Genomic DNA, 26,144 nt, shown 5'->3' on the forward strand with positions numbered 1-26,144 from the left:
TTGAGCCGACATGAGCATCGACAAAGCCTTCGCCGCGTTCGCCAACAAGACCGCCAAGGCGGCCGGCAGTCCCTGGACCTTCGGCATATGCCTGCTGCTGGTGATCGGGTGGGCGGTGAGCGGGCCGGTCTTCAAGTTTTCCGAGACCTGGCAGCTGGTGATCAACACGGGCACGACGATCATCACCTTCCTGATGGTCTTCCTGATCCAGAACACCCAGAACCGTGACGCCCAGGCCATGCAGGCGAAGCTGGACGATTTGATCCTGACGTCGGCGGCCGAGAACGACTTCGTCGGGATCGAGTCGATGAGCGACAAGGAGCTTCGCGCCTTCCACGAGCGCTGCCTAGAGCGGGCGCAGGCGCACGAGGTGCTACACGCCAAGGTGAAGGATGAACTCGAGGGCCGCAGCCAGAAGCGCGGCAAGGGCAGCCGTACGCCGAGAAAGCCGGCGACCCGACGGCCCTCCGCGCGCAAGGCCGCCTAGACGGCAACCTCGGCGGGATCGGCGGCCAGCAGCCGCGCGATTTCGGCGAGCAAGGCTCCGGCAGAGATCGGCTTCGCCACCATGCCCGTCATGCCGGCTGCGGCATATTCGGCGCGCTGGTGGACCATGGCGTTGGCGGTGAGCGCAATGATCGGGACTCGGCCCGCGGGACCCCGAAAGCCGCGGATCGCGCGGGACGCTTCGACGCCGCCCATGTGCGGCATCTGGATGTCCATGAGCACGAGGTCGAACCGCCCCGAGCGCGCGGCGGCGACGCCGGCGACCCCATCCTCGGCCTCCTCGACCGAGGCGCCCAGGCGGGTCAGCATGGTACGGGCGACGAGGCGATTGGTGGCGTTGTCCTCAACGAGCAGGATGCTGACCCCTTCGAGCAGCGCTTCGTCGATCGCCTGTTCGCGGACGGGCTGGGCGGCGGGCGCCTCGAAGCTGAGCCGGAAGGTCGAACCCTCCCCGGCGACGCTGGTCGCGTCGATATGGCCGCCCATCATCTGGATCAGCGCCCGACTGATGGACAGGCCAAGGCCAGCGCCCCCAAATCGGCGCGCGGTGTCGCTTTCGGCCTGGTGAAACCGTTCGAACAGACGGGCCTGGGCTTCAGGCGTCATGCCGATCCCCGTGTCCTCGACCTGGAAGGCGATGTGACGGCGGTCGTCGCCCGTCGAGGTGACCGACAGACGGGCGATCACATGGCCGGCGGGGGTGAACTTCACGGCGTTGCCGACCAGGTTGAACATGGCCTGGCGCAGGCGGACCGGATCGGCCTCGATCCAGAGGTCGTCGCCGGAAACCTCGCAGCGCAGATCGACGCCCTTGGCGCGGGCCTGGCCATCGAGCAGGCCGACCACGCTCGACAAGGCCTCGCCCGCGTCCATCGGCTCGGGCGCCAGATCGAGCTGACCAGCCTCGATCTTCGAAAAGTCGAGTACGTCGTTGAGGAGTTGCGACAACATGCGGCCGCTGTCGGCCGCCTGCCGCATCAGTTCGCGGCCCTCGGGCGAAATGTGTTCCTGCTCGAGCAACTGGAGAGCGCCCAGGACGCCGTTCATGGGCGTACGGATCTCGTGGCTGACGTTGGCGACGAACTCGGCCTTGGCGCGGGTGGCGGCCTCGGCCTGGGCCTTGGCCTCCTGCAGCGCGGCGTCGGCGGCGACCTTGGCGGTGACATCGCGGCTGGCGTCGATGGTCGCCACGGGCGCGCCGTCCTGGAAGATCAGGCGACCGCTGGACTGGAGCCAGATCCAGCGCCCGTCCTTGTGTCGGACGCGCACGGTCATGACCTCCGCGCGGCGGGGGTCGGCCAGCATGCGCTGGAAGGCCTCGCCCATGGCGGCCCGGTCGACGTCAGGATCCGTGATTGCCCAACGAGAGGTCCCGATGAGTTCCTCGGGCGCGTAGCCGAGGACCGCCAGCACGGCCGGCGAGACGTATTCGAACTCGCCGCTCAAGGCGGTGCGCGAGATGACATCGGTAACGTTGGCGGCCAGCGTCTCGTAGTTCTCGAGGCTCGCGTTGATCCGGCGCTGCTGCTCCTGGACGGATGGGGTATCGATGGCGCGGCCGAGACAGAAGAAGCCCCCGAGGGCGAGGGCGATCCAGACGAGCGCCGTCTCGCGCAGGTCGCGCCCCTCCGCGGCGAGCAGCACGGCCATTGCACCGATGGCGGGCGCGGCGCCGGCTACGAGAAAGACCACGGGGGTATTGTGGAAGAGGAGTACGGCCACGGCGAACACGACCAGGATGATCGCGGCGCCCGCCGCCTGCGCCACGGGCGTCCCCGCGGAGACGAGGAGAAGTCCGAGCAGCAGCCACCAGGCGTTCATCGCGAGATAGGCCGACGTGAAGTTCACCCAGCTGGCGCGGGTCCGCGCCTGGCCGTTCGGAGGCGACGCGAGCGCGAACCAAGTCCAGGTCTCGATCGCCAGCATCCCCGCGATCCAGAACAGGCACGGAGACCACGGGAGCACGAGCCGGGCTGACAGGCCGGCGACCAGGCCGAGCCCGATCTTAAGGATCGTGACATCGCGCAGTGGCTGGGCCGCTTCCTCGAAGCGGGCGGCCAAGGTCGGCTGGGCGCGCGGCCGCGCGGATGCGGGATCGGCGATCAGCCGGATCGCGGCGGATTTGGACAACGGGCTCCCCCTCAGGCGCGCGATCAGGAGACGCCGGGGGCGGTGACTGCAAAGCTAAGGCTGCGTGCGACAAATCGACGTTCCGGCGCCGTGCGACGGCTCGACGGGCGCGGTCGATTGTCCCAGGCTTGAGGTTGGCATCAGAGGAGCTGGACATGATCCGCAAGGCGAACGCGGTGTGGCGCGGCACGGGACGCGACGGCGAAGGGGCGCTGACGTCGGCGTCCGGTGTGCTGAAAGACACGCCCTATAGCTTCAAGACCCGCTTCGAGGACCAGCCCGGGACCAATCCGGAAGAGCTGATCGCCGCGGCCCATGCCGGCTGCTTCACGATGGCGCTGGCGTTCGCCCTGCAGCGCGAGGGCTTCACGCCGGCCGAGCTGGCGACCGAGGCCGCGGTGTCGCTGGACCAGGATGGTTCGGGGTTCAAGATCACCAAGTCGGCGCTGACCCTGCGCGCCCGCGTGCCGGGGCTGAGCGAGGCGAAGTTCCGCGAGGTCGCCGAGGCGGCCGAAAAGACGTGCCCGGTGTCGCGGGTTCTGAACGCCGAGATCACGCTGGACGCGCTGTTGGAGGACTGACGGCCGCGCGCGAATGTTCGCATTTTGTTCTTGACATTCGCGCGCGAATTTGAGAGAGTTCTGTCAGCGTTGATGACTGCGCCTTGGACCATCTCGACGCGTTCGGCCCCGGCGTGCGCGGCGCACTGGGGCTTCTCACGAAAGTCATTCCATGATCCATGATCGATGATCGCAATCCGGGCTTCGGGCGAGAGTTCCGAATTTCGTCCGCGGAACTCGGTGACCTGCGTGAGCGATAGCGTGACCTCGGGCGACAGGTCTGGGAGGCCGGGACGCGGCTGGGCCGAGACATCAAGGCCCAGGCGGAACAGCAACTCGAGGCGCTGGGACGGGACTCGCGGTCCTCACGCTCGGCCGGCGAGGCCTTGGTGAGCCCCCGCATGAAGCCGATCCTACCGATCCTACCGATCCTCGCGATGGGGGCTCTGGTGTCGAGCTGCAGCGTCGAGCCGATCGCGGACCTGTTCAATGGAACGGGCGCGCCCATCGCGGCTCGCGTCGCGGGGGCGCAGGCTGGCAGCGCGCCGGCTCACGAGGACCTCCCGATCGCCGCGGGGACCTCGGTCAGGCTGCGGGGCTCGGCCCTTCCGCCACCGGGCTTCTCGATTGTCGCCAGAGGCTGCGTCTACGCCTACCGGCTCTGGTCGGGTGACCTAGAGACGATCAAGAGGAGCGGGGCTGCGGCCTATCCGGTCCCACTGGAAGTGGGGCCGGACATGGCTATTCGGCTGCGGTCCCCGAAACGGGCGGATGGGCCGAAGGCGGAGAGCTTCGGGTTTCCGCGTCGCGCCGTCTCGCGGAGTTGCCGATAGTGGGTGCGGCGATACGGCGACCGGCCTTTGCGATCTTGCTGGCGTTCGCGCTTGCGGCGTGCAGCCAGATCGAGCGGGCGAAGCTGGTCAACGACACGGGCGCGCCGATCGTCTTCCGGCTCTCCGCGGTCACCTCGGATGGGCGCGACGCCGGTCACGATGTGCTCATCACGTTGAAGCCCGGCGAAAGCAAGGTCTTCAAGGGCGGGCGCCTGAGGGCCGATAGGCTGGAGATCGCCGCCGCCCGTTGTCGCTACGTGTACCGCCTTGGCGGCGACGATCTCTGGAGGCTCAGAGAGGAGGGCGAGCGGTCCTTTCCGATCGAGTTGCGGCTGAAGCGTGATTTCGCGCTGCACCTGCCCCCTCAGCGACCACGAAGCGCGCTGCGAGGAGCGCCTCTCCGAAATCAAGGCGGCGGCGGCCTCGACGCTCCAGGCCGTCGAAGGGCTGAAGAGCCGATCCTGGGGCATCGCCGCCGCGCTGCTGGCCTGGGCGCTGGCCCAACTCTGGAGCGCCAACGCCACCAAGATCGAGCGGCTGGAAGCCGATCGGCCGGCCGCCGTTCAAGTCGCCGCGGCGCAGGCCGCGAACAGCACATCAGGAGATATTCGATGAGAGTTCCGATCCTAGCGGCCGCTGCCTTGAGCGCGGCCGCGTGCAGTCCGCTGTCCGCCATCACCGGAGCGCCGGGGCAAACCAGCAATGCCGAGGTGCTGAAGGCGCTCGGTCAACATATCGAGGGGTGCGATCGAAGGTATCAGGGGGGATTGGGAGTCGGCGCCAGCTTCACGTTCAATATCGACTGCAAGGCGCGGACGCCGGCTTCCTAACGGGCGCTCGCCAGTCGCAGGACATATTGCCGGACGTCCTGCGGCCAGCCCTGCGTCTCGCGCATGAGCTTGTCGGTGTCGTCGGCGAAGAGCGCACGGCTCGCTTCTTCGAACCCCGGGAGGTCGCCGCCCAGCGCGGACATCACGCGGTAGGCGGCATCTCTGGCCTGACGAAGGCGCTCGGGACCTTCACCGGCCCTGCGGGCCTCCTCGACCAGACGCCGCAGGGCGGCAGATGCGCCGCCGGGCTGCATGGCCAGCCAGTCCCAATGGCGGGGCAGGAGCGTGACTTCGCGGGCCGTCACACCTAGCCGGGGTCGGCCGCGGACGGGGCGGGACCCCGATGGGGCGGGCACACCCGTGCGGGCGCGGAAATCGGTCACCGCCGCCGCGGGCCCGTGGCGCAGGTCGAGCTCGATAGGACGGCCCGTCGCGTCTTCGAAGATCTGCAGCCCGCCGGCCTCCTGAATGCAGGCCGCGGCGGCAATCGCCTCGATCTCACCGGCGGCCAATAGGCGGTCGCCGGCGAAGGCGGTGAAGGTTGGAGCCTCGCTCATTGTCGCCGTGCGTCGTCCCGCCTGGGCCGTTTGTCAATATAGTCCGGGTAAAACTAGCCGCCCTTGAGGCTCTGGACGATCGGTTGCCCCTGAGCCTCCCTGTTGGCTGAGGTGACGATCGGACCCAGCCAGTACTCAGCCACCCAGCGGCGCAACCAAGGGTCGCCGCCGCCGAAGGTCTGGAGCTGACGCGAGAGATCCGCGCGTTTCCGAACCTCGTCGAGTGCGAGGCCCTGGGCGGCGAGGGGGGCGACCTCCGCGCGGATCTGGCCTAGGGCGGAGGAGATCGCGTCGAGATAGCTCCGGTCGTGCTGGGGAGGGCCGTGGCCGGGAATCAGCGTCTGGAAGGGGAGATTCCTGACCCGAGCGAGGGTCGCGATCCACTCCGCGGGGTAGCCGCCGAAGCCAAACGGGAACGGCGGGACGACGATGTCGCCCGTCACCACGATCTTCTGGCGCGGCAGCCAGACCACCGCGTCGCCATCCGTGTTGGCCCGCCCCATGAACCGGACTTCGACGGGCCTGCGATCGTCCGGCAGGGTCAGCTGGTCCTCGAACCCTTCCGCCGTGGGAACGGTGACAGCGCCGCGCATGTCGAGCGCATACTGGTTGAAGAGCCGCTCCGCAGCGGCCCATCCCGCCTTTTCGGTTGGATCGGCGGCGGCGGCGCTCATGCGGTTTGCGTAGGCCGCGAAATCCCGGACACGCGCTTCGAAGGCGGCATCGGCCGCGGAGTCAGGCGCCGCGGGCGTGTTCATGGTGGCGGGGTCTCGCAGATGCGCTTGGGTCGCACGTGTCGCGATCGTGCGGGCTTCCGGCCAGGTGCGGAGTATCTCGGCCAGACCCTGCACGTGATCGCCGTGCCAATGGGTGATGATGACGGCCTTCACGGGTTTGGCGCTGATCGCCCGGACGAGCTGGACGATCCGGCGACCGGATCCTGGCGAGCCCCCGGCGTCCACAAGCACGAGCCCGTCCGCCTGTTCGATCACGGTGACGTTTCCGACGGGCTGCACCTGGAATCGCGGCTGCATCAGGACCCAGACACCGGCGCCAATCTTCGCCGTGGTCTGGAAGTAGCCATCGTCGACAGTCGGCATCGAGGGTGCGCCAAGGGCGGAGGCCGGGACGGCCAGCAGTAGAATCGCGATGAGGGTCGAGATCGGGCGCAAATGCGGCATCCGGCGACGGTGCGCCGAGCCGCCGCCGCGTCAAATGAATGAGTTTCATCCGAGCGGCGCAGCAGGCCGGGACGGATGAGCCCGCTGCGTCGGTCCAGTTCTGAGTTTCAGGAAGTGGCGGTCCCCTAAGTCCTTGGAACTTAGGGGACCGTGGTGCCGCCGGGCAGGATTGAACTGCCGACCTCAGCCTTACCAAGGATGCGCTCTACCACTGAGCTACGGCGGCGAAGGCGGGCGCTATAGCGGTAGCCGGGCGCGGAGTGAAGCCCCAAATCGAATGGCGGACGCTTGACGGGCGGGGCGCCTCGCCGCACGTCGGGACATGGCCGACGGCAAGGACGACAAGGCGAGCCCGCCGGATATGCGGGAAGCAAAGCTGGCCCAGGCGCTGCGGGCGAACCTGCGCCGCCGCAAGGCGGGCGCCTCGCCGCCTGCGAAAAAACCTCACAAACCCAAGACGGATTGACGACTTGGCGCGTTCGGGGCGCGCAGGCTAGATACGCGCAAGAGCGCCGCAGAGGGACGCGGCCCACATGTGCTTCGAAGGATAACGATTGGACCGCATCGCCATCACCGGCGGCGCGCGGCTGAAGGGGGAAATCCCCATCAGCGGCGCCAAGAACTCGGCCATCAAGCTGATGGCGGCGAGCCTGCTTACCGAGGAGCCGCTACGGCTGACGAACATGCCCCGGCTGGCGGATACCCGCTTCCTCGGCCGGCTGCTGCATCGGCTGGGGACCGAGGTGGTCGAATCGGAAGGCCCCGACGGTGCGGAGACGCTGTTGACCACCCGTGAGATCGTCAGCGGATTCGCCCCCTACGACCTCGTCCGTCAGATGCGCGCTTCGTTCAACGTCCTGGGCCCGCTTCTGGCGCGCACGGGCCAGGCCAAGGTGTCGCTCCCCGGTGGCTGCACAATCGGGGCTCGGCCCGTGGACCTGCACCTAAAGGCGCTGGAAGCGCTGGGCGCGAAGATCGACCTGCACGAGGGCTATGTCTACGCCCAGGCGCCAAGGGGCCTGACCGGCGGTGAGGTGGAGTTCCCGTTCGTCTCGGTCGGGGCCACCGAGCATACGCTCCTGGCCGCCGTCCTGGCGCGAGGGGATACGGTCATGAAGAACTCGGCATGCGAACCCGAGATCACCGACCTGGCCGAATGCCTGAACAAGATGGGCGCGAAGATCAGCGGCGCCGGCACCCCCACGATCGAGATCGAGGGAGTCGGTCGGCTGGGTGGCGCCACGCACGCCGTGCTCCCCGATCGTATCGAGACCGGGACCTACGCGCTGGCCGCGGCGATGGCCGGTGGCGAGGTGCGGCTGACCCGCACGCGCAGCGACTTCATCCAGGCCCTGATCGACAAGATGATCGAGGCCGGCGTCGAAGTGACGCCGCACAACGACGGCCTGACTGTGAAGCGCAATGGCGGCAGGCTCAGGCCCGTCGAAGTCACCACCGATCCCTACCCGGGCTTCGCCACGGACCTTCAGGCTCAGTTCATGGCCTTGATGACCCTGGCGGACGGCGAGAGCGTGATCCGCGAGACGATCTTCGAGAACCGGTTCATGCACGTGCCCGAACTGGGCCGGTTGGGCGCCGACATCTCGGTGCACGGCGGCGAGGCCCGCGTTCGCGGCGTCGAGGCGCTGGAAGGCGCCCAGGTCATGGCCACCGACCTGCGGGCCTCGGTCAGCCTGGTGATCGCCGGGCTCGCGGCGCGCGGCGAAACCATCGTCAACCGCGTCTATCACCTCGACCGCGGCTTCGAACGCCTGGAAGAGAAGCTCAGCGCCTGCGGGGCCCAGATCCGCCGCCTCAAGGGGGACGGCGGCGAGGAGGGGGGGGAGTAGGCCCATGGCCGATCCGCAACCCCTCCAACTGCTCGCTGAGGACCAGGAAGACCTGGCCGTGATCTCGGCCGCCCTCCAAGACGCCATCGCCAAGGTGGGCGACATCTCGTACGAGGCCAGGGCGCGGCGCCTGACCATCGCGCTGAACCGCTTCCGGTGGGAGGCCGGGACGCGGCAACGCGTGCGCTCCGCGCTCCAACTTGGCGGGGTGATGTCCGTGCAGGCGCGTAAGATCCGGCGCGATCGGCGCGATGCGGTGGTCGAACTGCTGGCCATCGGCTTCGAACCGGGTGAGGCGCCGGGCGGCCTGCTGACCCTCAGCTTCGCCGGCGGGGGTGACCTCCGCGCCGAGATCGAGTGCATCGACGCCGTGCTGGCCGACGTGTCCGACCCATGGCCTACGCCGCGGGAGCCGACGCACCAGGCCTGACGGGCAGTGGTCTTGCGCCGTCCGCGCCGCTAAAGAGCGGCCATGCGCCGCTTCCGCTTTTCCGACCCGGGCTTCCAGGCCGCCTTCTCCGCCTTCGTGGCCGAGCGGCGGGAGACGCCCGAAGAGGTCGACGCCATTGTCCGCGACGTCTTGGCCGCGGTGCGCGCCGAGGGTGCTTCGGCCCTGTTGCGCTATGCGCGCCAGTTCGACCGGGTAGAGCTGACCGAGGCGACGCTCCGCGTTACCGCCGACGAGATCGCCGAGGGCGCGGCCGCCTGTTCGGCCGAGGTGCGTGAGGCCATCGCCTTCGCGGCAGCTCGCATCCGCTCCTACCATGAGCGCCAGCGGCCCGTTGACCTGCGGTTCGTCGATGAGGCTGGGGTCGAGCTTGGCTGGCGCTGGACCCCGCTGGAGGCGGTCGGGATCTACGTCCCTGGCGGCCGCGCGGCCTATCCCTCCACGGTGCTGATGAACGCCGTCCCCGCAAAGGCCGCGGGCGTCGAGCGCATCGCCATGGTGACGCCGCCGGGCCGCTTGCAGCCGGCGGTGCTGGCCGCGGCCCAGGCGGCGGGCGTCACCGAGATCTGGCGCGTCGGCGGGGCGCAGGCGGTCGCCGCCCTGGCCTATGGCGCCGGCCCGATCCGGCCGGTGGACAAGATCGTCGGCCCTGGCAACGCCTTCGTCACCGCCGCCAAGCGCCGGGTCTACGGCGTGGTCGGCATCGACGCCCTGGCAGGTCCCTCCGAGATCGTCGTCGTAGCGGATGGCTTGAACGATCCCGACTGGATCGCCGCCGACCTGCTTTCGCAGGCGGAGCACGACCCTGCGGCCCAGTCGATCCTCATCACCGACGACGAGGCCTTCGCAGCGCGTGTCGAGGCGGCCGTGGAGTCGCAGCTTGGCGCGCTCAGCACGGGCGAGGACGCGCGCGTGTCGTGGCGCGACCATGGGGCGGTAGTGATCGCTCCGCTCGAAGAGTCGCCCGGCCTGGTGGACGAGATCGCCCCCGAACACGTGGAATTCGCGCTGGATCGGCCCGAAGCCCTGGCCGACCGCGTGCGGCACGCCGGCGCCATCTTCCTGGGACGCCATGCCCCCGAAGCGGTCGGCGACTATGTGGCCGGCTCGAACCACGTGCTGCCCACCAGCCGAGCGGCGCGATTCTCGTCGGGCCTGTCGCTGTACGACTTCCTCAAGCGCACCTCGATCGTGAAGTGCGACGCCGAGTCCTTCGCACGCCTTGCGCCCGCGACCATCGCCCTCGCCGAGGCCGAGGGGTTGCCGGCTCACGCCCGGTCGGCAGCGATTCGGTTGGGGCAGGGGCGCTAGGTGTTCGCGGCCGACGCGCAAGTGAAGGCCGCGGCGGGGGCCGAGCCGGCGAAGCCCGGCTTCACCGAGCATCTGGTGGCCTCCACGAACCAGGCGCTCGACCACATCCTCAACCTCGACCCGCAGGTGGCCCTGCTCAACGCCGTGCTCTCGGTGGCCGTGGCGGCTGGCGCCTATGGGCTCCTCTGGGTGCTCCGGCGGCTGTCCGATCGCTGGCTCGACCGCGTCCATGTCCGCGGCGACGAACACGAGGTGGCGCGGACGCAGCAGGCGGCGCGGCTCACCTGGGGCCTGTTGCGCCTGACGGCCATCTTCGGGGTGTTGTTCCTGGTGCTGGGCGTCTGGGGCATCGACGCCCGCGACTGGTTCTCGGGCCAGGCCGGCGAACGGCTTGTGCGCCTGGCGCTGGTCGTCATCATCGCCACCGCGCTGGTGGAGCTCTCGGGCTTCGTCATCAAGCGCCTGGTCGGGGGTTTCGCCCGCCGCAGCGTCGACGCGCGCCGGGCCGCCCAGCTTCAGACCCTGGGACCGATCCTCACGGGCTGCGCGCAGACCGTCCTGGTGGTGGTGGGCGGCCTGACTGTCCTCACCGAGCTCGGTCTCAACCTCGGCCCCATCCTTGCCAGCGCCGGGGTGCTCGGCATCGCCGTGGGCTTTGGCGCACAGACCTTGGTGAAAGACTTCCTCACCGGCCTGTTCCTGATCGCCGAGGACGTGGTGTCGGTCGGCGACAATGTCGAGATCGGGAACTTCGCCGGGGTGGTCGAAGCGATGACCCTTCGGACGATCCGCCTGCGCGACGCCAACGCCACGCTGCACATCTTCCCGTACAGCGAGGCCCAGGTGATCCACAATCGCACCAAGGTCTTCTCGGCCTACCTGGCCGATATCCCGATCAGCTACGATACCGACCTTGACCGCGCCCTGGCGGTGATCCAGCAGATCGGTGACGGCCTTCGCGCCGACGCGAAGTTCAAGAAGCTGATCACGAAGCCTTTCGAGGTGATGGGCGTCGACCGGCTGGCGGACAACGCTGTCTATGTAAAGGCGCGGTTCATCACGGAGCCGCGGGCCCAGTGGGATGTCGGGCGCGAATTCAACCTGCGACTCAAGAATGCCTTCGATGCAGAGGGCATCCTGACGCCTGTGAAGACGACGCCGGTACAGGCTCAACCCCTGGCAGGACAGCATCCCGCGCCGACCCCGCCGCCCGCCACTCGGGCTTCCTGAAGCTGAACAATTCCTGTCAGCGGCCCTGAAAGTCCGTTCAGGCCGGGCAGTGCATATCCGCATCATCGATTGAACGCAGAGGACGGAGACAAGCCATGCGGAACGTGAAGACGAAGACCATCGGCGGCGGCGTTGCAGCGGCGATCCTCGCCGGTGCGCTGACGCTTGGCGGAGCTTCGGCGGCGAACGCGGGCGTGACCGGGTGCTCGGCGCCAGGCGGTAAGCAGGAAGCCGGCGCCGTGATCGGTGCGGTGCTTGGCGGTGTCGTCGGCAACAAGGTCGGCGGCCGCCATGCCACGGGCGAGACGGTCGCGGGCGCGGCCCTCGGCGCGGCCGCAGGGTCGGCCATCGGCTGCGAGGCGCAGAAGAGCCGGGCGCAGAACGCCGGGACCTACACCCGCGGGGGCTACCGCCTGTCGAAGAGCGTCCAGGCGGCCAGCTACAACCGTATCGGTGAGACCTTCGTCGCCGAAAGCGGGGTGAACCTTCGGTCGGCTCCCACGACCAATTCGGCCCGCGTCGGCCGGCTGCAGGCCGGCGAGCGCTTCCAGGCGCTGGCCGAGGTGCGTGGCAGCGACTGGATCCTGGTCGGCCAGAACGGCGTGGGCGTCGGCTACGTTCGCGGCGACTTCGTCCGCCCGGCAGGCGGCCGCCGGTACGCCTCGCACTGAGGCCGAGCTTTCTGAAGATGACGCCTGGCGCCCGCCAGCGCCGGGCGTCTTTTCATATACCGGCCCTTGCTTCGCAGCTGCGGGATGACGACGCCCCCCGGAATGCAATAAAGCTCGGCTTCGACGCCATGGCTGACGACCCGAAGAAGATTCACCGGCTGCAGTCCGTCGAGCTCGACGAAGAGTCGCTCGCGGCGGCCTCGCGCGACCAGGAGCAGGAACGGCAGATCGCCATCTTCGATCTGCTGGAGGAGAACTATTTCTTCCCGGAGGGTGCGGAGGCGGGCCCCTACGACCTGCGGATGGGCTTGATCGAGAACCGGCTGATGCTGGATGTCCGCGGCCCCGCCTACGAGCGCCGCCACATCCTGTCGCTGTCGCCGTTCCGCACGCTGATCAAAGACTACTTCATGATCTGCGACAGCTACTACCAGGCGATCCGCAACTCGACGCCGCAGCAGATCGAGGCCTTGGACATGGGGCGGCGTGGACTGCACAACGAGGCCTCCGAGCTGTTGCAGACCCGCCTTGCGGGAAAGATCGAGACCGACCTCGACACCGCGCGGCGCCTCTTCACCCTGATCTGCGCCCTGCACTGGCGGGGCTGACGACCGATGGGCCACGACACGGGGAAGCGCCTGCCGGACGCGGTCCTCTTCTGCTGCAATTTCAACCAGGTGCGTTCGCCGATGGCGGAAGCGCTGCTGAAGCACATCGTCGGCACACGCATCTTCGTGGATAGCTGCGGCCTCAAGCGCGGCGCATTCGACCCGGACGTCGACGACCTGGAGGTCGACCCCCTGGCCGCGGAGGTGATGCGCGAGCTCGGCGTCGACCTCACGCGGCACCGCTGCAAGACCTTCGCCGGGCTCGAGGACGACTCGTTCGATCTGGTCGTCTCGCTGACGCCTGAAGCGCAGCACCGGGCGGTCGAGCTTGCGCGGGGGCGGTCCGCCGAGATCGAGTACTGGCCGACGCTAGATCCAACCCTCACGGAGGGCTCGCGCGAGCATCGCCTCGAGGCCTACCGGCAGGTCCGGGACGGGCTCGCGGAGCGCATCACCCGGCGATTCCTGTCTTGAGGGGCTTATCGACCTTCTCCATGACGCTGAGCTATAATCCGGCGCGCAGATTGCGGCTCGCGGCCAGACGGCGCGAGCCGTCGTCGTATGTGAAGTCGTCCCAGGGTCACGAGGCCGATGGCGAAGGAAGAACTGCTGGAGTTTCCCGGCGTGGTCAGCGAAGTGCTGCCGAATGCCACCTTCCGCGTGAAACTCGAGAACGACCACGAGATTGTCGCCCACACTGCGGGCAAGATGCGCAAGAACCGCATCCGCGTCTCGGCCGGCGACAAGGTCCTGGTCGAAATGACTCCCTACGACCTGAGCAAGGGTCGCATCACTTTCCGCGTCCGCTAGTTTGACTGAGGCAGCGACTTTGACCCACGAGCCGCGCCTCGTCCTTGCGTCCGCAAGCCCCCGCCGGCTCGACCTTCTGCGGCAGATCGGTCTAGTGCCCGACGCCATTGAAGCCGCGGACCTCGATGAAACCCCCCAGGCCGACGAGACGCCACGCCTGCTGGCGCTGCGCCTCGCGCGGGCCAAGGCGCTGCATGTGGCGCAGCGCGCCAACGACGCTCATGTGCTCGCCGCCGACACCGTCGTCGCCGTAGGGCGCCGGATCCTGCCAAAGGCCGACGACGCCGCCGAGGTTCGCGCCTGCCTCAAGTTGCTGTCGGGCCGGGCGCACAAGGTGCTGACGGGGGTCGCGGTGGCGGCGCCGGACGGGCGGGTCGCCGCTCGCCTGGTGGAGAGCCGCGTCCGCTTCAAGCGACTTAGCGACGCCGACGTGGAAGCCTACGTCGCGTCCGGCGAAGGGGTGGGAAAGGCGGGCGGCTATGCGATCCAGGGGCGAGCCGGCGCCCTGGTGATCTCGCTCCACGGCTCCTATTCCGGTGTCGTGGGGCTTCCGCTGTACGAGACCGCGAACCTGCTGGCCGGGCTAGGCGTCCGCCTGCCATGACCGATCGGCGAATCTTCCTGGACCGTGGCGTGGGCGAGACCCGCGGCGTCGTCACCTTGGGCGGACAACCCGAACGCCTGATCCTTCGCCGCGATGATGATGACTTGCGCCTGGCCCTGGGCGCTCGGCTGGTTGCGCGCGTGGCGAATGTCGAGCCCGCGATTGGCACAGCCTTCCTGGACCTGGGCGGGGGATTGGAGGCGATCCTCCCGTTCAAGCCCGATGCGCGGCCCGTGCGCGGGTCGGCCGTGGAGATCGAGATCCGCAGCGAGCCCAGAGCCGGAAAATTGGCGGTCGCGCGCGAGATCGCGGCCGGGCAGGGGGCGCCGCGCATGATTCAGCCGCCGCCGGACGTGGCCGAGATCCTTCGGAACATCGTGCGCGACACAGACATCGTCGAGGGCCGCGAGGCCCGCGCCATGGCGGACGAGGCCGAGACGGAAGCGCTGGCGACTGTCCACCGCTTGCCGGGAGGCGGCGACATCGCCATCGAGCCCACGCGCGCGCTCACTTCGATCGACGTGGATCTGGGTGGCAGGAAGGCCCAGGATTCCAAGCGAGCCGCGCGCCAGGCCAACCTCGCCGCCATCGCCGAGGGCGCGCGCCTGTTGCGCCTCAAGGGCCTGGGCGGGCTGGTGATCCTCGACCTTGTGGGGCGCGGCCATGACGGCCACGCCCTGATGGCCGCGGCGCGGCTCGCCTTCGGCCCGGACAACCCGGGAGTCGCCATCGGCCCCGTCGGGCGCTTCGGCACCATGGAGCTGTCGGTCCCGCGTCGCACGCGGCCGGTCTCCGATCAGCTGCTGCAGGCCAGCGGCGGCCCCACCGACCGCACGCTGGCGCAACATCTGATCCGCCGGCTCGAGACCGAAGCTCAGGCCCAGCCGGGCACGCGGCTCGTGGCTCGGTGCGCGCCGGCCGTGGCGAAGGCGGCCGATCCGCTGGTCCGCGCCCTGGCTGAACGGTTTGGCGCCCGTTTCGAAGTCGTCGGGGATCCCGCCAGACCGCGCGACCGCTTCGAAGTTGGCGCGGCATGAGCGCCAGGTGCCCGATCTGCGGCAAGCCGACGGAAGACCGGTACCGGCCGTTCTGCTCTCGCCGGTGTGCCGACGTGGACCTGCAGAAGTGGCTGACCGGCTCCTACGCCGTGCCGGCCGAGGAGGATGAGGGCGGCCCGCAGACGGATTCCGACGACGACTGAGGGGGCGAAAAAACGCGCCTTCGCCACGCTGGACTTACGCCGACGCCTCTTTTATAGACCCGGCTCCCGCGAGGCGGGGCCCGGGCCTGGGTAGCTCAGTTGGTAGAGCAGCGGATTGAAAATCCGCGTGTCGGTGGTTCGAATCCGCCCCCAGGCACCACTTCCCTCCACAGTTGGAACGGCGTCGGCATCGCTCCACGCCCGCGTTTCAAGCTCCTTTGCGATCGGATCGGCCGACAGACGCAAGGCGCCTCGAATCCGGCCGGTCATGTGCGCCGTTGAGCCTCAGCTTCGCCAATCTGGGTTTGGTGAAATTGCTGCGTTGCAGCAAACATTCGCGACGAACGGTGGTGAAACGGCGGGCTCAAGACGCTTCTTGCGTGTGCAGCGCACAATCCGTGCGCGTGCGTCAGTAATTTGACGATGTAGGGAAAGCTTCTGCCCCTTGACGCTTCGACAAGGGGTTGCCAAAGGGTCCGGGCCGCTCGTCTAAAAAAGCGGTAAGACTTTGGGGTCCCCCCGTGGGAGTTCAAGGCCGTCCGCACCTTCGAAACGCCAATCCCTGCGAAAAGTCGGGAACGCGTTCCGGGTCGGGCGCAGCGACAGCGCCTCTGGTGATCCGGGCTGCGAAAGCGGACTGGGGCGCCGGGCTTGTTTCAACTAGGGTGGAGACGCTCTCGCGCGACGACCCTCCGGCCAATCGTGCTAGACCAACCAGGAACTGGCGACAGATGCTCGACAACAAACTGAAGACCACTTTTTCCGCTCTCCTCGGCGCCGTCGCGCTGATGGCGAGCGCGCCGGCGTTCGCCCAGGACGCCGCCGCCCCGGCCGCGCCCGCCGCTGACGCTGCCGCCACCGCTGCTCCGGCCGCTGACGCTGCCGCCGCGGCTCCCGCTGCGACCCCCGCTGCTCCGGAATCGGCCGACCCGCCGACCATGAAGAACGCGGGCAAGCTGAACGTCGGCACCATGTTCATGGACGCCGACCCGGTCGTGAAGGTGATCATGATCGGCCTGGCTCTCGCTTCGGTGCTGAGCTGGACGATCCTCGTGACCAAGATCCTCGAGTTCAACTCGCTGAATAAGGTCTCGGACGGCTTCGTGGAGTCGTTCCGCGGCGCCAAGTCGATCAACGACATGAGCCGTATCGCCCTCAGCGAAGAGTTCGACGGCAACCCGCTGGCCGACATGGCCGCCGCGGCCGCCCAGGAAATCGAGCTCAGCCGTCAGGCTGGCCTGCAGATCGCCGGCGAACACCGCGACACCACGATCGACCGCGCGGCCCACGCCGTGAGCGCCGTCCAGGCTTCGCTGGCTCGTCGCCTCTCGGGCGGCATGCAGTACCTCGCCTCGGTCGGTTCGAACGGTCCGTTCATCGGCCTGTTCGGCACCGTCTACGGGATCATGAACTCGTTCATCGGTATCGCGAACACCAACACGACCAACCTGGCCGTCGTCGCCCCCGGCATCGCCGAAGCGCTTCTCGCCACCGGTCTCGGCCTGTTCGCCGCTATCCCCTCGGTTATCTTCTACAACTACTTCCAAACCCGCATCTCCGCCTTCGGCGCGCGGTCGGAAGGGTTCGTGGCCGAGCTGATGAACGCGATTTCCCGGCAGCTCGACAAGGGGGCCTAACCTAGATGGCCGCCAAGCTCTCCAGTTCCGGAGGCGGCCGCTACCAGGAGACCCAGAACGCCGAGATCAACGTCACCCCCTTCGTGGATGTGATGCTCGTGCTTCTGATCATCTTCATGGTTGCGGCGCCGATGGCGGCCGTGACGGTCAAGGTGGCTCTGCCGCCCGCCGTCGCCCCGCCCGGCACCAATCCGCCGAAGCCGGTCTACATCTCGATCCAGCCGAACGGCGGCCTGTTCATCCAGGACTTCCGTACGGACCTTCCGAGCCTGGGCGACGACCTTCGCACCCAACTGGGTGCGACGCGGAACCCGACGAAGGAGCGCATCTTTATCCGTGCGGACAAGGACGTGCTCTACGGCGATTTCATGGGCGTGATGAACATGCTGCAGGACAATGGGTTCTACAGCGTGGCTCTCGTCGGTGAAGACAACAACTAGGTGGTGACCCATGACTGATGCTCACCACGAGACGTTGGCCCGGCACAATCCGTTCGATGACCCGAAGCCGAAGCGCCGGCCCGGCACCATCATCGCGATGATCCTGGCCGTCGCCGTGCACGGTGCGCTCGGTGTGTATCTGTGGAAGACGCGCTTCGAACCGAAGTACAAGGAGTACTCGGATGAGGTGACGGACGTGGCTCTCATCAAGCCGGTTCCGCCGCCGCCTCCGCCGCCTCCGCCGCCTCCGCCGCCGAACACCCCGCCGCCGCCGCCGCCGAAGCTGCAGCCCCGGCCGCCCGTCGCGGTGCCCGACGTTCCCTCGATCCCGCCGCTGCCGGTTCCGCCGGTCGAGCGCCGGATCGAAGAGCCTCGGCCGCCCGCCGCGCCGCCGCCCGAGCCGCCGCGTCCTTCGGTCATCACCAACCCGGATTGGCTCCGCCGTCCGACTGGCGATGACATCAACCGCTACTATCCCGACCGTGCGTCGCGGATGGAGGTTGAAGGACGCGCGACCCTGAGCTGCCAGGTGAACGCCCGCGGCACCCTCGAAGGTTGCTCCGTCGTTTCGGAGGAGCCGGGTGACATGGGCTTCGGCGACGCCGCCATGAAGATGTCGAAACTCTTCAAGATGCGGCCGCAGACCAAGGACGGCCAGCCGGTCGACGGGGGCACGGTGCGGATCCCGATCCGCTTCTCCCTGCCGAAGGGCTGATCCAGCCGAGTTGATCCCTCCGGATCGACTGACGAGAACGAGCCCCGGCCGCGCGAGCGACCGGGGCTTTTCTATGCCGAATGGCCTGGAGGGGCGTGGCCGGTGTTGCTCTCAGGGGCGATGCCGCGGCGGGACAGAATCCCGCCACACTGGAAGCGCGTGCAACGGAGCGGTTGTGACGGATCGGCAGGCCTCGGGAACGCGCGGTGAAGCCGCGGACGGCAAGGGCGACGGCCCGTTCGTCGTGGCGGTCGCGATCGCGCTCCTGCTGTACGCCCTGGTCGCGTCCTTCAGCACGTTCGACGAGGCCCGGGAGGTTGGTCGCCGGCTGGCGTTCTGGGAGCCGCTCGTCTGGGAAATGTCCAGCATCGTCGGCGCCCTGGCGATGATGCCCGCGTCGCGCGCGCTGGTGCGGCGGTTCTGGCCGCTGGATCCGCCCTGGCCGCGGGTCGCGGCGATCCACTTGGCTGGGCTCCTGGCTTTTGCGGTGGTCCACATCACCGCGATGGGCGTGCTGCGCTGGGCGATCTACGCGCCGCTGGGCGGCTACTACGCACCGTTCTCGCCGCTTGAGAACTTCCTCTACGAGTTCCGCAAGGATGCGCTCGGCTACACCGGCTTCATGTTCCTCTACGTGGTCTGGCGTCGGGCGGGGGGGCGCCCTGCCGCGGCGCCCCCCCCCCCCCCCCCCGCCGCGGAGACCGCGCTGGAGCCGGGCGCCATCGAGATCCGCGACGGCGCGCGCCGCCATTTCGTGCCCCTCACCGAGGTCGCCTGGATCGAGGCGGCCGGCAACTATGTCGAGCTCCATCGCGGCCAGACGCCGATCCTGCACCGCGCGCCCTTGTCAGAGATGGAGCGCCAGCTGGAGGGCGCCGGGTTCGTCCGCATCCACCGCTCGCGCCTCGTGCGTCGCGCGGCGGTGGCGCAGGTCGAATCGAAGCCCTCGGGCGACTACGTCGTGCGTCTCCTCGATGGCCGCGAACTGTCGGGTTCGCGGCGCTACCGCCGCCCGCTTCTGGAGCCGTGAGCGATCATCGGAAACGCCCGCTTGTCGCACGCGAAGGCGACGGCTTGATCGGACAGGCCTGCGCGACTAGAAAGCGCGCTCGCGATGCGCCGCCCTAGCTCAGTTGGTTAGAGCGCCAGATTGTGGCTCTGGAGGTCTCCCGTTCGATCCGGGAGGGCGGTACCATCGCTTCCCCACGCAGCAGACGCCGTTGGCCGAACGTCGACGCTTCGTGACCGCTGGCGGTCACACCCAGAATCGCGTCTCTCGACAGCTCATTCCTGCGGAGGGGACCTGCCGAGATGAAGACGCTCGCCGTATCGACCGCGCTGGCCGCGCTGCTGATGACCGCCACCGCCCACGCCGCAAGCTTGCCGGCCCTGAAGAAGCAGGCGGTTGCGGAGGTTCAGGCGCGCGCCAAGCTGGCCCAGCAGATGAACGACAAGATCTTCAGCTTCGGCGAGCTGGGCTTCCAGGAAGTCGAGACCTCCAAGTACATCACCGACGTCCTCGAGAAGAACGGCTTCACCGTCACTCGCGGCGTCGCCGGCTTGCCGACGGGCTGGGTCGCCACCTGGACGAACAAGACCGGCGGCCCGGTGATCGCCATGGGGTCCGACATCGACGGCATCCCCAAGGCCTCCCAGACGCCCGGCATCCCCTGGAAGCAGCCGATGGTGGAGGGCGCGCCCGGGCACGGCGAGGGCCATAACTCCGGCAACGCCGTGAACGTCGTCGCCGCGCTGGCGGTGAAGGACATCATGCAGAAGGAAGGCATCGCCGGCACGCTGATGCTCTGGCCGGGCGTCGCCGAGGAACTGGTGGCCGGCAAGGCCTTCATGGTGCGCGCGGGCGTGTTCAAGGACGTCGACGCCGTCCTCTTCACCCACGTCGGCGACAACCTGGCGGTTACCTGGGGCAAGCCGTCGGGCACCGGACTGGTGTCGGTGGAGTACACGTTCCATGGCGCCAGCGCCCACTCAGCCGGCAAGCCGTGGATGGGCCGCTCGGCTCTGGACGCCGTCTCGCTGATGAACATCGGTTGGGAGTTCCGCCGCGAACACATCCGGCCCGAGCAGCGGTCGCACTACGTGATCACCGACGGGGGCGACCAGCCCAACGTCGTGCCGCAGGTGGCCAAGGTCTGGTATTATTTCCGCGAGCAGGACTTCAAGCGCATCTCCGACCTCTATGCGGTCGGCAACAAGATCGCCGACGGCGCCGCCATGATGACCGACACCACGGTCGATCGGCGGATCCTGGGCACGGCCGCGCCGCGCCACTTCAACAAGCCGATCGCCGAAGCCGCCTACGAGAACATCAAGCAGGTCGGCCTGCCCAAATGGACCGCCGACCAGCAGGCCTTCGCCAAGGCCGTGCAGAAGGAGGTCAAGGCCGAGAAGCTGGACGGCCTCTCCACCGAGCTGAAGAAGCTGGAGCCGCCGGTCGAGAAGCCGGAGAGCGGCGGATCGGACGACATCGGCGACATCTCCTGGACCCTGCCCACGATTACCGTGAACTATCCGTCGAACATCCCCGGCCTGGCCGGGCACAGCTGGATGAACGCCATCTCGATGGCCACGCCCATCGCCCACGACGGCGTCGTCGCCGGCGCGAAGGTGATCGCCATGACCACCCTCGACCTCCTGATGCGTCCCGACCTACGCACGGCGGCCAAGGACTACTTCACCAAGGTCCAGAACAAGGACGAGCACTATGTCCCGATGATCTCGGCCAGCGACAAGCCCGCGGTCGAGATCAACGCCGACGTCATGGCGCAATTCCGTCCGGCCATGCGCGCCCAGTACTACGACGAGAGCAAGTACCCGACGTACCTGGACCAACTGGGCGTGAAATGGCCCACGCTGGAGCGGCCGAAATAGCCGTCGGGTCCTCCGGGGCGCCCCTGGGTGACCTCGGAATTCCGTGGACAGGCCGCCCGAAGCGCGACTAGAGGGGCGGCTGTCGCGGCCCGCCTTCGGGCGGGTCGCGGCGCTTAGCGCGCCGAAGCCTTCGGGCTTAAACGGGAACGCAGTAGGGGCTCGCCCCGATCTGCGGCTGTCCCTGCAACTGTGAGCGGTGAGCGCATGCGCCGTGGCGGAAGTCTCCGTCAGCCACTGGGTCCTCGGACCTGGGAAGGCAGGCCGCATGTCGTGACGACCCGCGAGCCAGGAAACCGGTCGGTGCGTGTCGCTCGAGCTTTGGGGCAGTGGACCTCCAGGGCGCGGATCTCCGTCTGAGCGACGAGGAGAAACGGCGGAGGGCCGTTTCGACCGACCGGGCGGGGCCTTAGGCGTCCATGCCCGCCGGACCGTCGACCCACGCGCGAGCCCGCGCTTCCGGGAGGCCCTCTGTATGTCGCGAAGGACGCGGACAGAGGGGGCCTCGATGCCCAGGATCTATCTCGTGAGCGCCGCCGCGGCCGCGCTCCTCACCAGCCAACCCGCCTTCGCCGCCGAAGGATACGTCGACGAGGCGATCGTCACCGGCACACGCGCGGCCGATGGCGTGGACGCCGCCCGGGTCGGATCGTCCGTCACCGTGATCACGGCCGAGCAGATGAAGGACCGCCAGGTGCGCCTGGTCTCCGACGTCCTGCGCGATGTGCCGGGCTTCGCGGTCAGCCGCACGGGCGCGGTGGGCGGCCAGACCCAGGTCCGCGTGCGCGGGACGGAGGCGAACCACGTCCTGACCCTGATCGACGGGATCGAGGCGTCGGACCCGTTCATCGGCGAGTTCGACTTCGGCCAGCTGCTGGCCGAGGATGTGGCGCGGGTCGAGATCCTGCGCGGGGCCCAAAGCGCGCTCTACGGCTCCGACGCCATTGCCGGCGTGATCAACTACATCACGCCGACCGCCAAGGACGCCCCGGGCGGCAGCCTGCGCGTCGAGTTCGGCTCGCAAGGGACGCTGGGCGGGGCAGGGCGGTATGCCATCGCCAACGGCCCGCTGGACGTGGTCGTCAGCGGCGCTGTCCAGAACACCGACGGCTTCGTCACCCAGACCCTGCCGGGCGGCCAGCGCAAGGTGGGCTCGTCGCTGCAGAGCTTCGCGGCCAAGGCCGGATACCAGGTCACCGAGAACTTCAAGCTGCGCGGCGTCCTGCGCTACGCCGACACCCACGCCGAGACCAACAACTCCGGCTTCGGCCGGGGCGTGATCGACAGCCCCGGGACCTACTACGACGCCAAGACCCTGACCTACTTCGTCGGCGGCGACCTGAAGCTGCTGGACGGCGCCTGGACCCACAGCGTTTCGTTCCAGGGCGTCGACGCCGAGCGCAAGAGCTACAGCGCCCGCGCGCGCTCGGGCGGTGACGACGGCCTGCGCAAGAAGGCCTCCTACGTCACGACCTACCGGCTGCAGACGGGCGAACTGACCCACCTGCTGACCGGCGCGGTCGACTGGGAGAAGGAGACCTTCCAGAACACCTCGCCGCCCAGCGCCGGCGCGGACAACACCCGCCGCTCGATCAAGAACACCGGCCTGGTGGCGCAGTACGATCTGCAGGTCGGCGACGACGCGGGCATGGGTGGCGCGGTCCGTCATGACGACAACGACGTCTTCGAGAACGCGACCACCTGGAAGATCCAGGGCTTCTACCGCTTCAACGATATGATCCGCGTGCGCGCCGCAGGGGGCACGGGCATCAAGAACCCGTCTCAGACCGAGCTGTTCGGCTTCAACGCCACCGGCCCGTTTCCCTTCATCGGCAATCCGAACCTGAAGCCGGAGAAGTCCGAGGGCTGGGAGGTCGGGACCGACTTGAGCTTCCTGGACGGCCGGATCAGCCTGGGCGCCACCTACTTCGACGCGCGGCTGCAGGACGAGATCTTCGGCTACTTCGGCGGGCCCGGCCTCCCGGCCGCCTGTCCCGCGCCGCCGGCGGGGACCAGCACGAGTTGCAATCGCGAGGGCAAGTCGAGGCAGTCGGGCGTCGAGGTCTTCGCGACGGTCGAGGTGCTGCCGAGCCTGACGTTGTCCGGCGCCTACACTGACCTGAACGCCAAGGAGGCGGGGCTGGAGGAGATCCGGCGCGCGCCGCACATCGGCAGCGCCAACCTCACCTGGACGCCGCTGGATGGCCGCGCGACGGTGAACATCAACGTCCGCTACAACGGCCGCGAGCTGGACTCCAACTTCTCGGGCATCAATCCGCCGTTCCCGACCTCGCTGCCGGACGTCAAGCCGGCGACGGGGGCCAATGCGGGCCGGGTGGTCCTGCCGTCCTTCACCCTGGTGAACCTGTCGGCCAGCTACGACCTGTCGGACGGTGTCGAGGTGTTCGGACGGGTCGAGAACTTGACCGACGAGGACTACTACGAAGTCTTCGGTTTCGCGACGCCCGGCCGCACGGCCGCCGTCGGGGCGAGGGTGAAGTTCTGAGATGAGCCAGGCCTGACCATGAGAGCCGCCCTGCGCATCGCCGCGTTGGGCCTCTGCGCGGCCATCCTGCCCGGGATGGCCGCGGGCGCGCCTGCGCCAAAGCCGCAGCGTATCTTGTCGATGAACCAGTGCACCGACCTGATGGTGCTGCAGCTGGTCCCCAGGGGGCGGATCGCGGGCGTGACCTATCTGGCGCGCGAGGGTGCGCGGGCGCTGTTTCCCGGCGCAGCCGCGGGCATCCCGATCAACTACGGGACGCCCGAGGACATCATCAAGTTCCGGCCCGACCTGATCCTCACCGGCGACTTCTCGCTCGCGGTGACGCGGCGCTTGGCGCACGAGGTCGGGGCGCCCCTGGTCGAGGTGAAGAGCGCGCGCACCTTCGACGACGTGCGCCGCTCGCTTCGCCAGGTGGGCGCGGCCGTGGGGGAGCCCGCGCGGGCCGAGGCGCTGATCCGCCGGATGGACGTTCAGCTCGCCGAGCTGGCGAGGCGGCGGCCGGCGCGCCCGAACCGTATCGTCGCCTGGGACGGCGGCGCGACCGTGCCCGGAACCGAGACCTTCGCGAACCAGATCATCCAGGCGGCGGGCGCGGTGAACATCGCCGCGCAGCCGGGCCCCATCTACACGGGCTTCGGCGTGGAGGAACTGCTGCAGGCGCGGCCCCAGGCGCTGCTCTACGGCGGGGGCGACCGCCCGCTCGTGCAGAACGAGGAGAGCGAGCACCGGGCCATCCGTCGCGTCTTCGCGGGCCGCCGCATCTCGTACGCGGACGTGGCCTACAGCTGTGGCCTGCCGCAATCCGTCCAGGCGGCTCTCGACCTGCGCCGCGCGCTCGACGTGCTGCCGCCGGAGGCCGCCCGTTGAGACGGCCCGCCCTTCCGATGAACCTCCTCGCGGTGCTGGCCCTGGCCATGGCGGCCGCGGCCTCGCTGTTCCTCGGGCGGGTCAACATCAGCCCGCACGAGATCCTGGACGGCCTCTTCTCGTCCGACGTCAACCTGGCCCGGCTGGTGGTCGTCGAGCTGCGCCTGCCGCGCACCGTGCTGGCGATCCTGGTCGGCGCCGCCCTGGGGCTGTCGGGCGCCGTACTGCAGGGCCTCCTGCGAAATCCGCTGGCCGAACCCGGCCTCCTGGGCGTCTCCAGCGGCGCGGCGCTGGGGGCGGTGGTCTCGATCTACTTCAGCCTTGCCGCCGCCTTCAGCCTCGCGACGCCGCTGCTCGCCCTGACCGGCGCGCTGGGAGCTGGGCTGCTGACCTTCGCGCTGGGGCGTGGCGGGACCCTCAGCCTGATCCTGGCGGGTTCGGCCGTCTCGGGCCTGATGGCCGCCTTCCTGGCCATGGCGCTCAATTTCGCGCCCAACCCCTACGCCGGCTTCGAGATGAGCATCTGGATGCTGGGCTCGCTGTCGCAGAAGAGCTGGGACCACGTCCTGCTGGCCGGCCCCTTCATCGTCGTGGGCCTCGCGGTGCTCGCCAGCCTGGGCCGCGCCATCGACGCCCTGGCGCTTGGCGAGCAGCAGGCCGAGAGCCTGGGCATTGACCTCGACCGCGCGCGCATGCTGGCCCTGCTGGGCGTCGGGCTCGCCGTCGGCGCGGCCACCTCCGTGACCGGCTCAGTCGGCTTCATCGGCCTGATCGCCCCCCATCTGGTCCGGCCGTTCGTGGGCTACCAGCCCAGCCGCACCTTGCTGCCGTCGGCGCTGTTCGGCGCGGCCCTGCTGCTGCTCGCCGACATCGGCACGCGGATCCTGCACACCAGCTCGGAGCTGCGGCTGGGCGTGATCACCAGCCTGATCGGCACGCCGTTCTTCTTCTGGCTCGTCGTCCGCCTGCGCAGGCTGGCGCCATGACCGAGCTCGCCGCCCGGAACGCCACGGTCCAGCGAGGCGGGCGCGCTGTCGTCGGCGATGTGTCCGTGAGCCTCGCCTCGGGCATGTTCGTCGCCCTGGTCGGTGCCAATGGGGCCGGCAAGTCGACCCTACTCAACGTCCTGGCGGGCCTGATCAGGCCGGACGCCGGCGAGGCGCTGCTGGACGGCCGGTCCGTGCTGGCCATCGACCGGCGCGAACTGGCCCGGCGGCGCGCCTACCTGCCCCAGAGCCTGCGCGCCGAGTGGCCGATCTCGGTGGAGCGGCTGGTGGCCTTGGGTCTGACGCCCCAGCTTCCTGCGTTCGGTGGCTTGCCCGGCGGATTCGAGCCGCGGCTCACCGAGGCCATCGAGGCCTGCGACCTGGTCCCGCAGCGTTTCCAGGCCGCGACTACGCTCTCCGGTGGCGAGCTGGCCCGCGCCATGCTGGCCCGCGCCTTGATCGGCGATCCCGAGGTGCTGCTCGCCGACGAGCCGACCTCGGGCCTGGACCCACGCCACCGCCTGGACACGGTCGCGCGCCTACGCCGTCTGGCGGTCGAGGAGGGGCGGCTGGTGGTGGCCACGATCCACGACCTGACCCTGGCGGCCCGCCATGCGACCCACCTGATGGCGCTCCGCGACGGTCGCCTGGTCGCCTTCGGCCCGATGGGAGAGACCCTGACGCCGGAGCTGCTGCGCCGGGTGTTCGACGTGGAGGCGCGGATCACGGGCGCCGGCGCGGACGCCCTGGTCGACTACGTGGGTATCGCCTGA

Annotated in this window: 28 protein-coding genes, 3 tRNA genes and 1 riboswitch; of the genes, 27 read left to right on the forward strand and 4 right to left on the reverse strand. The window is 69.0% G+C overall.

Features of this window, described 5'->3' with window-relative positions:
• Positions 1 to 10: 10 nt before the first annotated feature.
• Positions 11 to 487: a low affinity iron permease family protein gene (locus tag ACODSY_RS13380; RefSeq protein ID WP_488952252.1), complete on the forward strand. Its 477-nt coding sequence runs from the start codon at positions 11 to 13 to the stop codon at positions 485 to 487.
• Here ACODSY_RS13380 and ACODSY_RS13385 read toward each other — a convergent pair.
• Positions 484 to 2,637, reverse strand: a complete 2,154-nt coding sequence (locus ACODSY_RS13385; RefSeq protein WP_488952253.1) for a hybrid sensor histidine kinase/response regulator — start codon at positions 2,635 to 2,637, stop codon at positions 484 to 486. The two genes, ACODSY_RS13380 and ACODSY_RS13385, sit on opposite strands and share 4 nt — an antisense overlap.
• A gap of 155 nt (positions 2,638 to 2,792) precedes the next feature.
• Here ACODSY_RS13385 and ACODSY_RS13390 point away from each other — a divergent pair, with 155 nt between their 5' ends.
• From ACODSY_RS13390 to ACODSY_RS13400, 3 genes are all read left to right on the forward strand, one after another.
• On the forward strand, positions 2,793 to 3,218 hold the full coding sequence (locus tag ACODSY_RS13390; RefSeq protein WP_488952254.1) for an OsmC family protein: 426 nt from the start codon (positions 2,793 to 2,795) through the stop codon (positions 3,216 to 3,218).
• Between the two features lie 380 nt (positions 3,219 to 3,598).
• Complete coding sequence (locus ACODSY_RS13395) at positions 3,599 to 4,030, forward strand: hypothetical protein (protein WP_488952255.1); 432 nt, start codon at positions 3,599 to 3,601, stop codon at positions 4,028 to 4,030.
• A gap of 35 nt (positions 4,031 to 4,065) precedes the next feature.
• The gene (locus tag ACODSY_RS13400; RefSeq protein WP_488952256.1) at positions 4,066 to 4,860 is read left to right on the forward strand and encodes a hypothetical protein; all 795 of its coding nucleotides are present in this window, start codon (positions 4,066 to 4,068) and stop codon (positions 4,858 to 4,860) included.
• Here ACODSY_RS13400 and ACODSY_RS13405 read toward each other — a convergent pair.
• The 3 genes from ACODSY_RS13405 to ACODSY_RS13415 form a co-directional block, all read right to left on the reverse strand.
• The gene (locus tag ACODSY_RS13405; RefSeq protein WP_488952257.1) at positions 4,857 to 5,417 is read right to left on the reverse strand and encodes a DUF2239 family protein; all 561 of its coding nucleotides are present in this window, start codon (positions 5,415 to 5,417) and stop codon (positions 4,857 to 4,859) included. The two genes, ACODSY_RS13400 and ACODSY_RS13405, sit on opposite strands and share 4 nt — an antisense overlap.
• Before the next feature lie 53 nt (positions 5,418 to 5,470).
• On the reverse strand, positions 5,471 to 6,517 hold the full coding sequence (locus tag ACODSY_RS13410; RefSeq protein WP_488952258.1) for an MBL fold metallo-hydrolase: 1,047 nt from the start codon (positions 6,515 to 6,517) through the stop codon (positions 5,471 to 5,473).
• Positions 6,518 to 6,749: 232 nt separating this feature from the next.
• Positions 6,750 to 6,824, reverse strand: a tRNA-Thr gene (locus ACODSY_RS13415).
• 96 nt (positions 6,825 to 6,920) lie between these two features.
• Here ACODSY_RS13415 and ACODSY_RS13420 point away from each other — a divergent pair.
• The 23 genes from ACODSY_RS13420 (at position 6,921) to ACODSY_RS13530 (ending at position 26,144) form a co-directional block, all read left to right on the forward strand.
• Positions 6,921 to 7,064 (forward strand): hypothetical protein, encoded by a 144-nt coding sequence (locus tag ACODSY_RS13420; RefSeq protein WP_488952259.1) that lies wholly within the window; start codon positions 6,921 to 6,923, stop codon positions 7,062 to 7,064.
• A gap of 88 nt (positions 7,065 to 7,152) precedes the next feature.
• Entirely contained in the window at positions 7,153 to 8,448 is a 1,296-nt protein-coding gene (gene murA, locus ACODSY_RS13425) for a UDP-N-acetylglucosamine 1-carboxyvinyltransferase (protein WP_488952260.1), read from the forward strand.
• A gap of 4 nt (positions 8,449 to 8,452) precedes the next feature.
• Entirely contained in the window at positions 8,453 to 8,878 is a 426-nt protein-coding gene (locus ACODSY_RS13430) for a DUF2948 family protein (protein WP_488952261.1), read from the forward strand.
• 42 nt (positions 8,879 to 8,920) lie between these two features.
• Positions 8,921 to 10,207: a histidinol dehydrogenase gene (hisD, locus tag ACODSY_RS13435; protein ID WP_488952262.1), complete on the forward strand. Its 1,287-nt coding sequence runs from the start codon at positions 8,921 to 8,923 to the stop codon at positions 10,205 to 10,207.
• A complete protein-coding gene (locus ACODSY_RS13440) occupies positions 10,208 to 11,437 on the forward strand; it encodes a mechanosensitive ion channel family protein (RefSeq protein WP_488952263.1) in 1,230 nt (409 codons plus the stop codon).
• A 95-nt stretch (positions 11,438 to 11,532) separates the two neighbouring features.
• The gene (locus ACODSY_RS13445; protein ID WP_488952264.1) at positions 11,533 to 12,108 is read left to right on the forward strand and encodes an SH3 domain-containing protein; all 576 of its coding nucleotides are present in this window, start codon (positions 11,533 to 11,535) and stop codon (positions 12,106 to 12,108) included.
• Between the two features lie 128 nt (positions 12,109 to 12,236).
• Positions 12,237 to 12,716: a UPF0262 family protein gene (locus tag ACODSY_RS13450; RefSeq protein ID WP_488952265.1), complete on the forward strand. Its 480-nt coding sequence runs from the start codon at positions 12,237 to 12,239 to the stop codon at positions 12,714 to 12,716.
• A gap of 6 nt (positions 12,717 to 12,722) precedes the next feature.
• Positions 12,723 to 13,190, forward strand: coding sequence for an arsenate-mycothiol transferase ArsC (locus tag ACODSY_RS13455; protein ID WP_488952266.1), 468 nt, complete (start codon positions 12,723 to 12,725; stop codon positions 13,188 to 13,190).
• A gap of 117 nt (positions 13,191 to 13,307) precedes the next feature.
• Complete coding sequence (gene infA, locus ACODSY_RS13460) at positions 13,308 to 13,526, forward strand: translation initiation factor IF-1 (RefSeq protein ID WP_488952267.1); 219 nt, start codon at positions 13,308 to 13,310, stop codon at positions 13,524 to 13,526.
• Positions 13,527 to 13,545: 19 nt separating this feature from the next.
• A complete protein-coding gene (locus ACODSY_RS13465) occupies positions 13,546 to 14,130 on the forward strand; it encodes a Maf family protein (protein ID WP_488952268.1) in 585 nt (194 codons plus the stop codon).
• On the forward strand, positions 14,127 to 15,167 hold the full coding sequence (locus ACODSY_RS13470) for a ribonuclease E/G (RefSeq protein WP_488952269.1): 1,041 nt from the start codon (positions 14,127 to 14,129) through the stop codon (positions 15,165 to 15,167). The genes ACODSY_RS13465 and ACODSY_RS13470 overlap by 4 nt, the downstream gene beginning before the upstream one ends.
• Complete coding sequence (locus ACODSY_RS13475) at positions 15,164 to 15,331, forward strand: DNA gyrase inhibitor YacG (RefSeq protein WP_488952270.1); 168 nt, start codon at positions 15,164 to 15,166, stop codon at positions 15,329 to 15,331. Before ACODSY_RS13470 ends, ACODSY_RS13475 begins: the two co-directional genes overlap by 4 nt.
• Before the next feature lie 84 nt (positions 15,332 to 15,415).
• Positions 15,416 to 15,491 (forward strand) — tRNA-Phe (locus ACODSY_RS13480).
• 571 nt (positions 15,492 to 16,062) lie between these two features.
• On the forward strand, positions 16,063 to 16,968 hold the full coding sequence (gene exbB, locus ACODSY_RS13485) for a tonB-system energizer ExbB (RefSeq protein ID WP_488952271.1): 906 nt from the start codon (positions 16,063 to 16,065) through the stop codon (positions 16,966 to 16,968).
• A 5-nt stretch (positions 16,969 to 16,973) separates the two neighbouring features.
• Positions 16,974 to 17,408, forward strand: coding sequence for an ExbD/TolR family protein (locus tag ACODSY_RS13490; protein ID WP_488952272.1), 435 nt, complete (start codon positions 16,974 to 16,976; stop codon positions 17,406 to 17,408).
• Between the two features lie 10 nt (positions 17,409 to 17,418).
• Entirely contained in the window at positions 17,419 to 18,123 is a 705-nt protein-coding gene (locus ACODSY_RS13495) for an energy transducer TonB (RefSeq protein ID WP_488952273.1), read from the forward strand.
• 175 nt (positions 18,124 to 18,298) lie between these two features.
• Positions 18,299 to 19,153: a LytTR family DNA-binding domain-containing protein gene (locus ACODSY_RS13500; protein WP_488952274.1), complete on the forward strand. Its 855-nt coding sequence runs from the start codon at positions 18,299 to 18,301 to the stop codon at positions 19,151 to 19,153.
• A gap of 88 nt (positions 19,154 to 19,241) precedes the next feature.
• Positions 19,242 to 19,318, forward strand: a tRNA-His gene (locus tag ACODSY_RS13505).
• 116 nt (positions 19,319 to 19,434) lie between these two features.
• Positions 19,435 to 21,015 (forward strand): amidohydrolase, encoded by a 1,581-nt coding sequence (locus ACODSY_RS13510; RefSeq protein WP_488952275.1) that lies wholly within the window; start codon positions 19,435 to 19,437, stop codon positions 21,013 to 21,015.
• Positions 21,016 to 21,123: 108 nt separating this feature from the next.
• Positions 21,124 to 21,328, forward strand: a riboswitch (cobalamin riboswitch).
• 192 nt (positions 21,329 to 21,520) lie between these two features.
• Positions 21,521 to 23,518 (forward strand): TonB-dependent receptor plug domain-containing protein, encoded by a 1,998-nt coding sequence (locus ACODSY_RS13515; RefSeq protein ID WP_488952276.1) that lies wholly within the window; start codon positions 21,521 to 21,523, stop codon positions 23,516 to 23,518.
• Positions 23,519 to 23,536: 18 nt separating this feature from the next.
• Complete coding sequence (locus tag ACODSY_RS13520) at positions 23,537 to 24,385, forward strand: ABC transporter substrate-binding protein (RefSeq protein ID WP_488952277.1); 849 nt, start codon at positions 23,537 to 23,539, stop codon at positions 24,383 to 24,385.
• A 17-nt stretch (positions 24,386 to 24,402) separates the two neighbouring features.
• Positions 24,403 to 25,371, forward strand: coding sequence for a FecCD family ABC transporter permease (locus tag ACODSY_RS13525; RefSeq protein WP_488952278.1), 969 nt, complete (start codon positions 24,403 to 24,405; stop codon positions 25,369 to 25,371).
• Complete coding sequence (locus ACODSY_RS13530; RefSeq protein ID WP_488952279.1) at positions 25,368 to 26,144, forward strand: ABC transporter ATP-binding protein; 777 nt, start codon at positions 25,368 to 25,370, stop codon at positions 26,142 to 26,144. The genes ACODSY_RS13525 and ACODSY_RS13530 overlap by 4 nt, the downstream gene beginning before the upstream one ends.

It is taken from the genome of Phenylobacterium sp. FG114 (assembly GCF_057809855.1).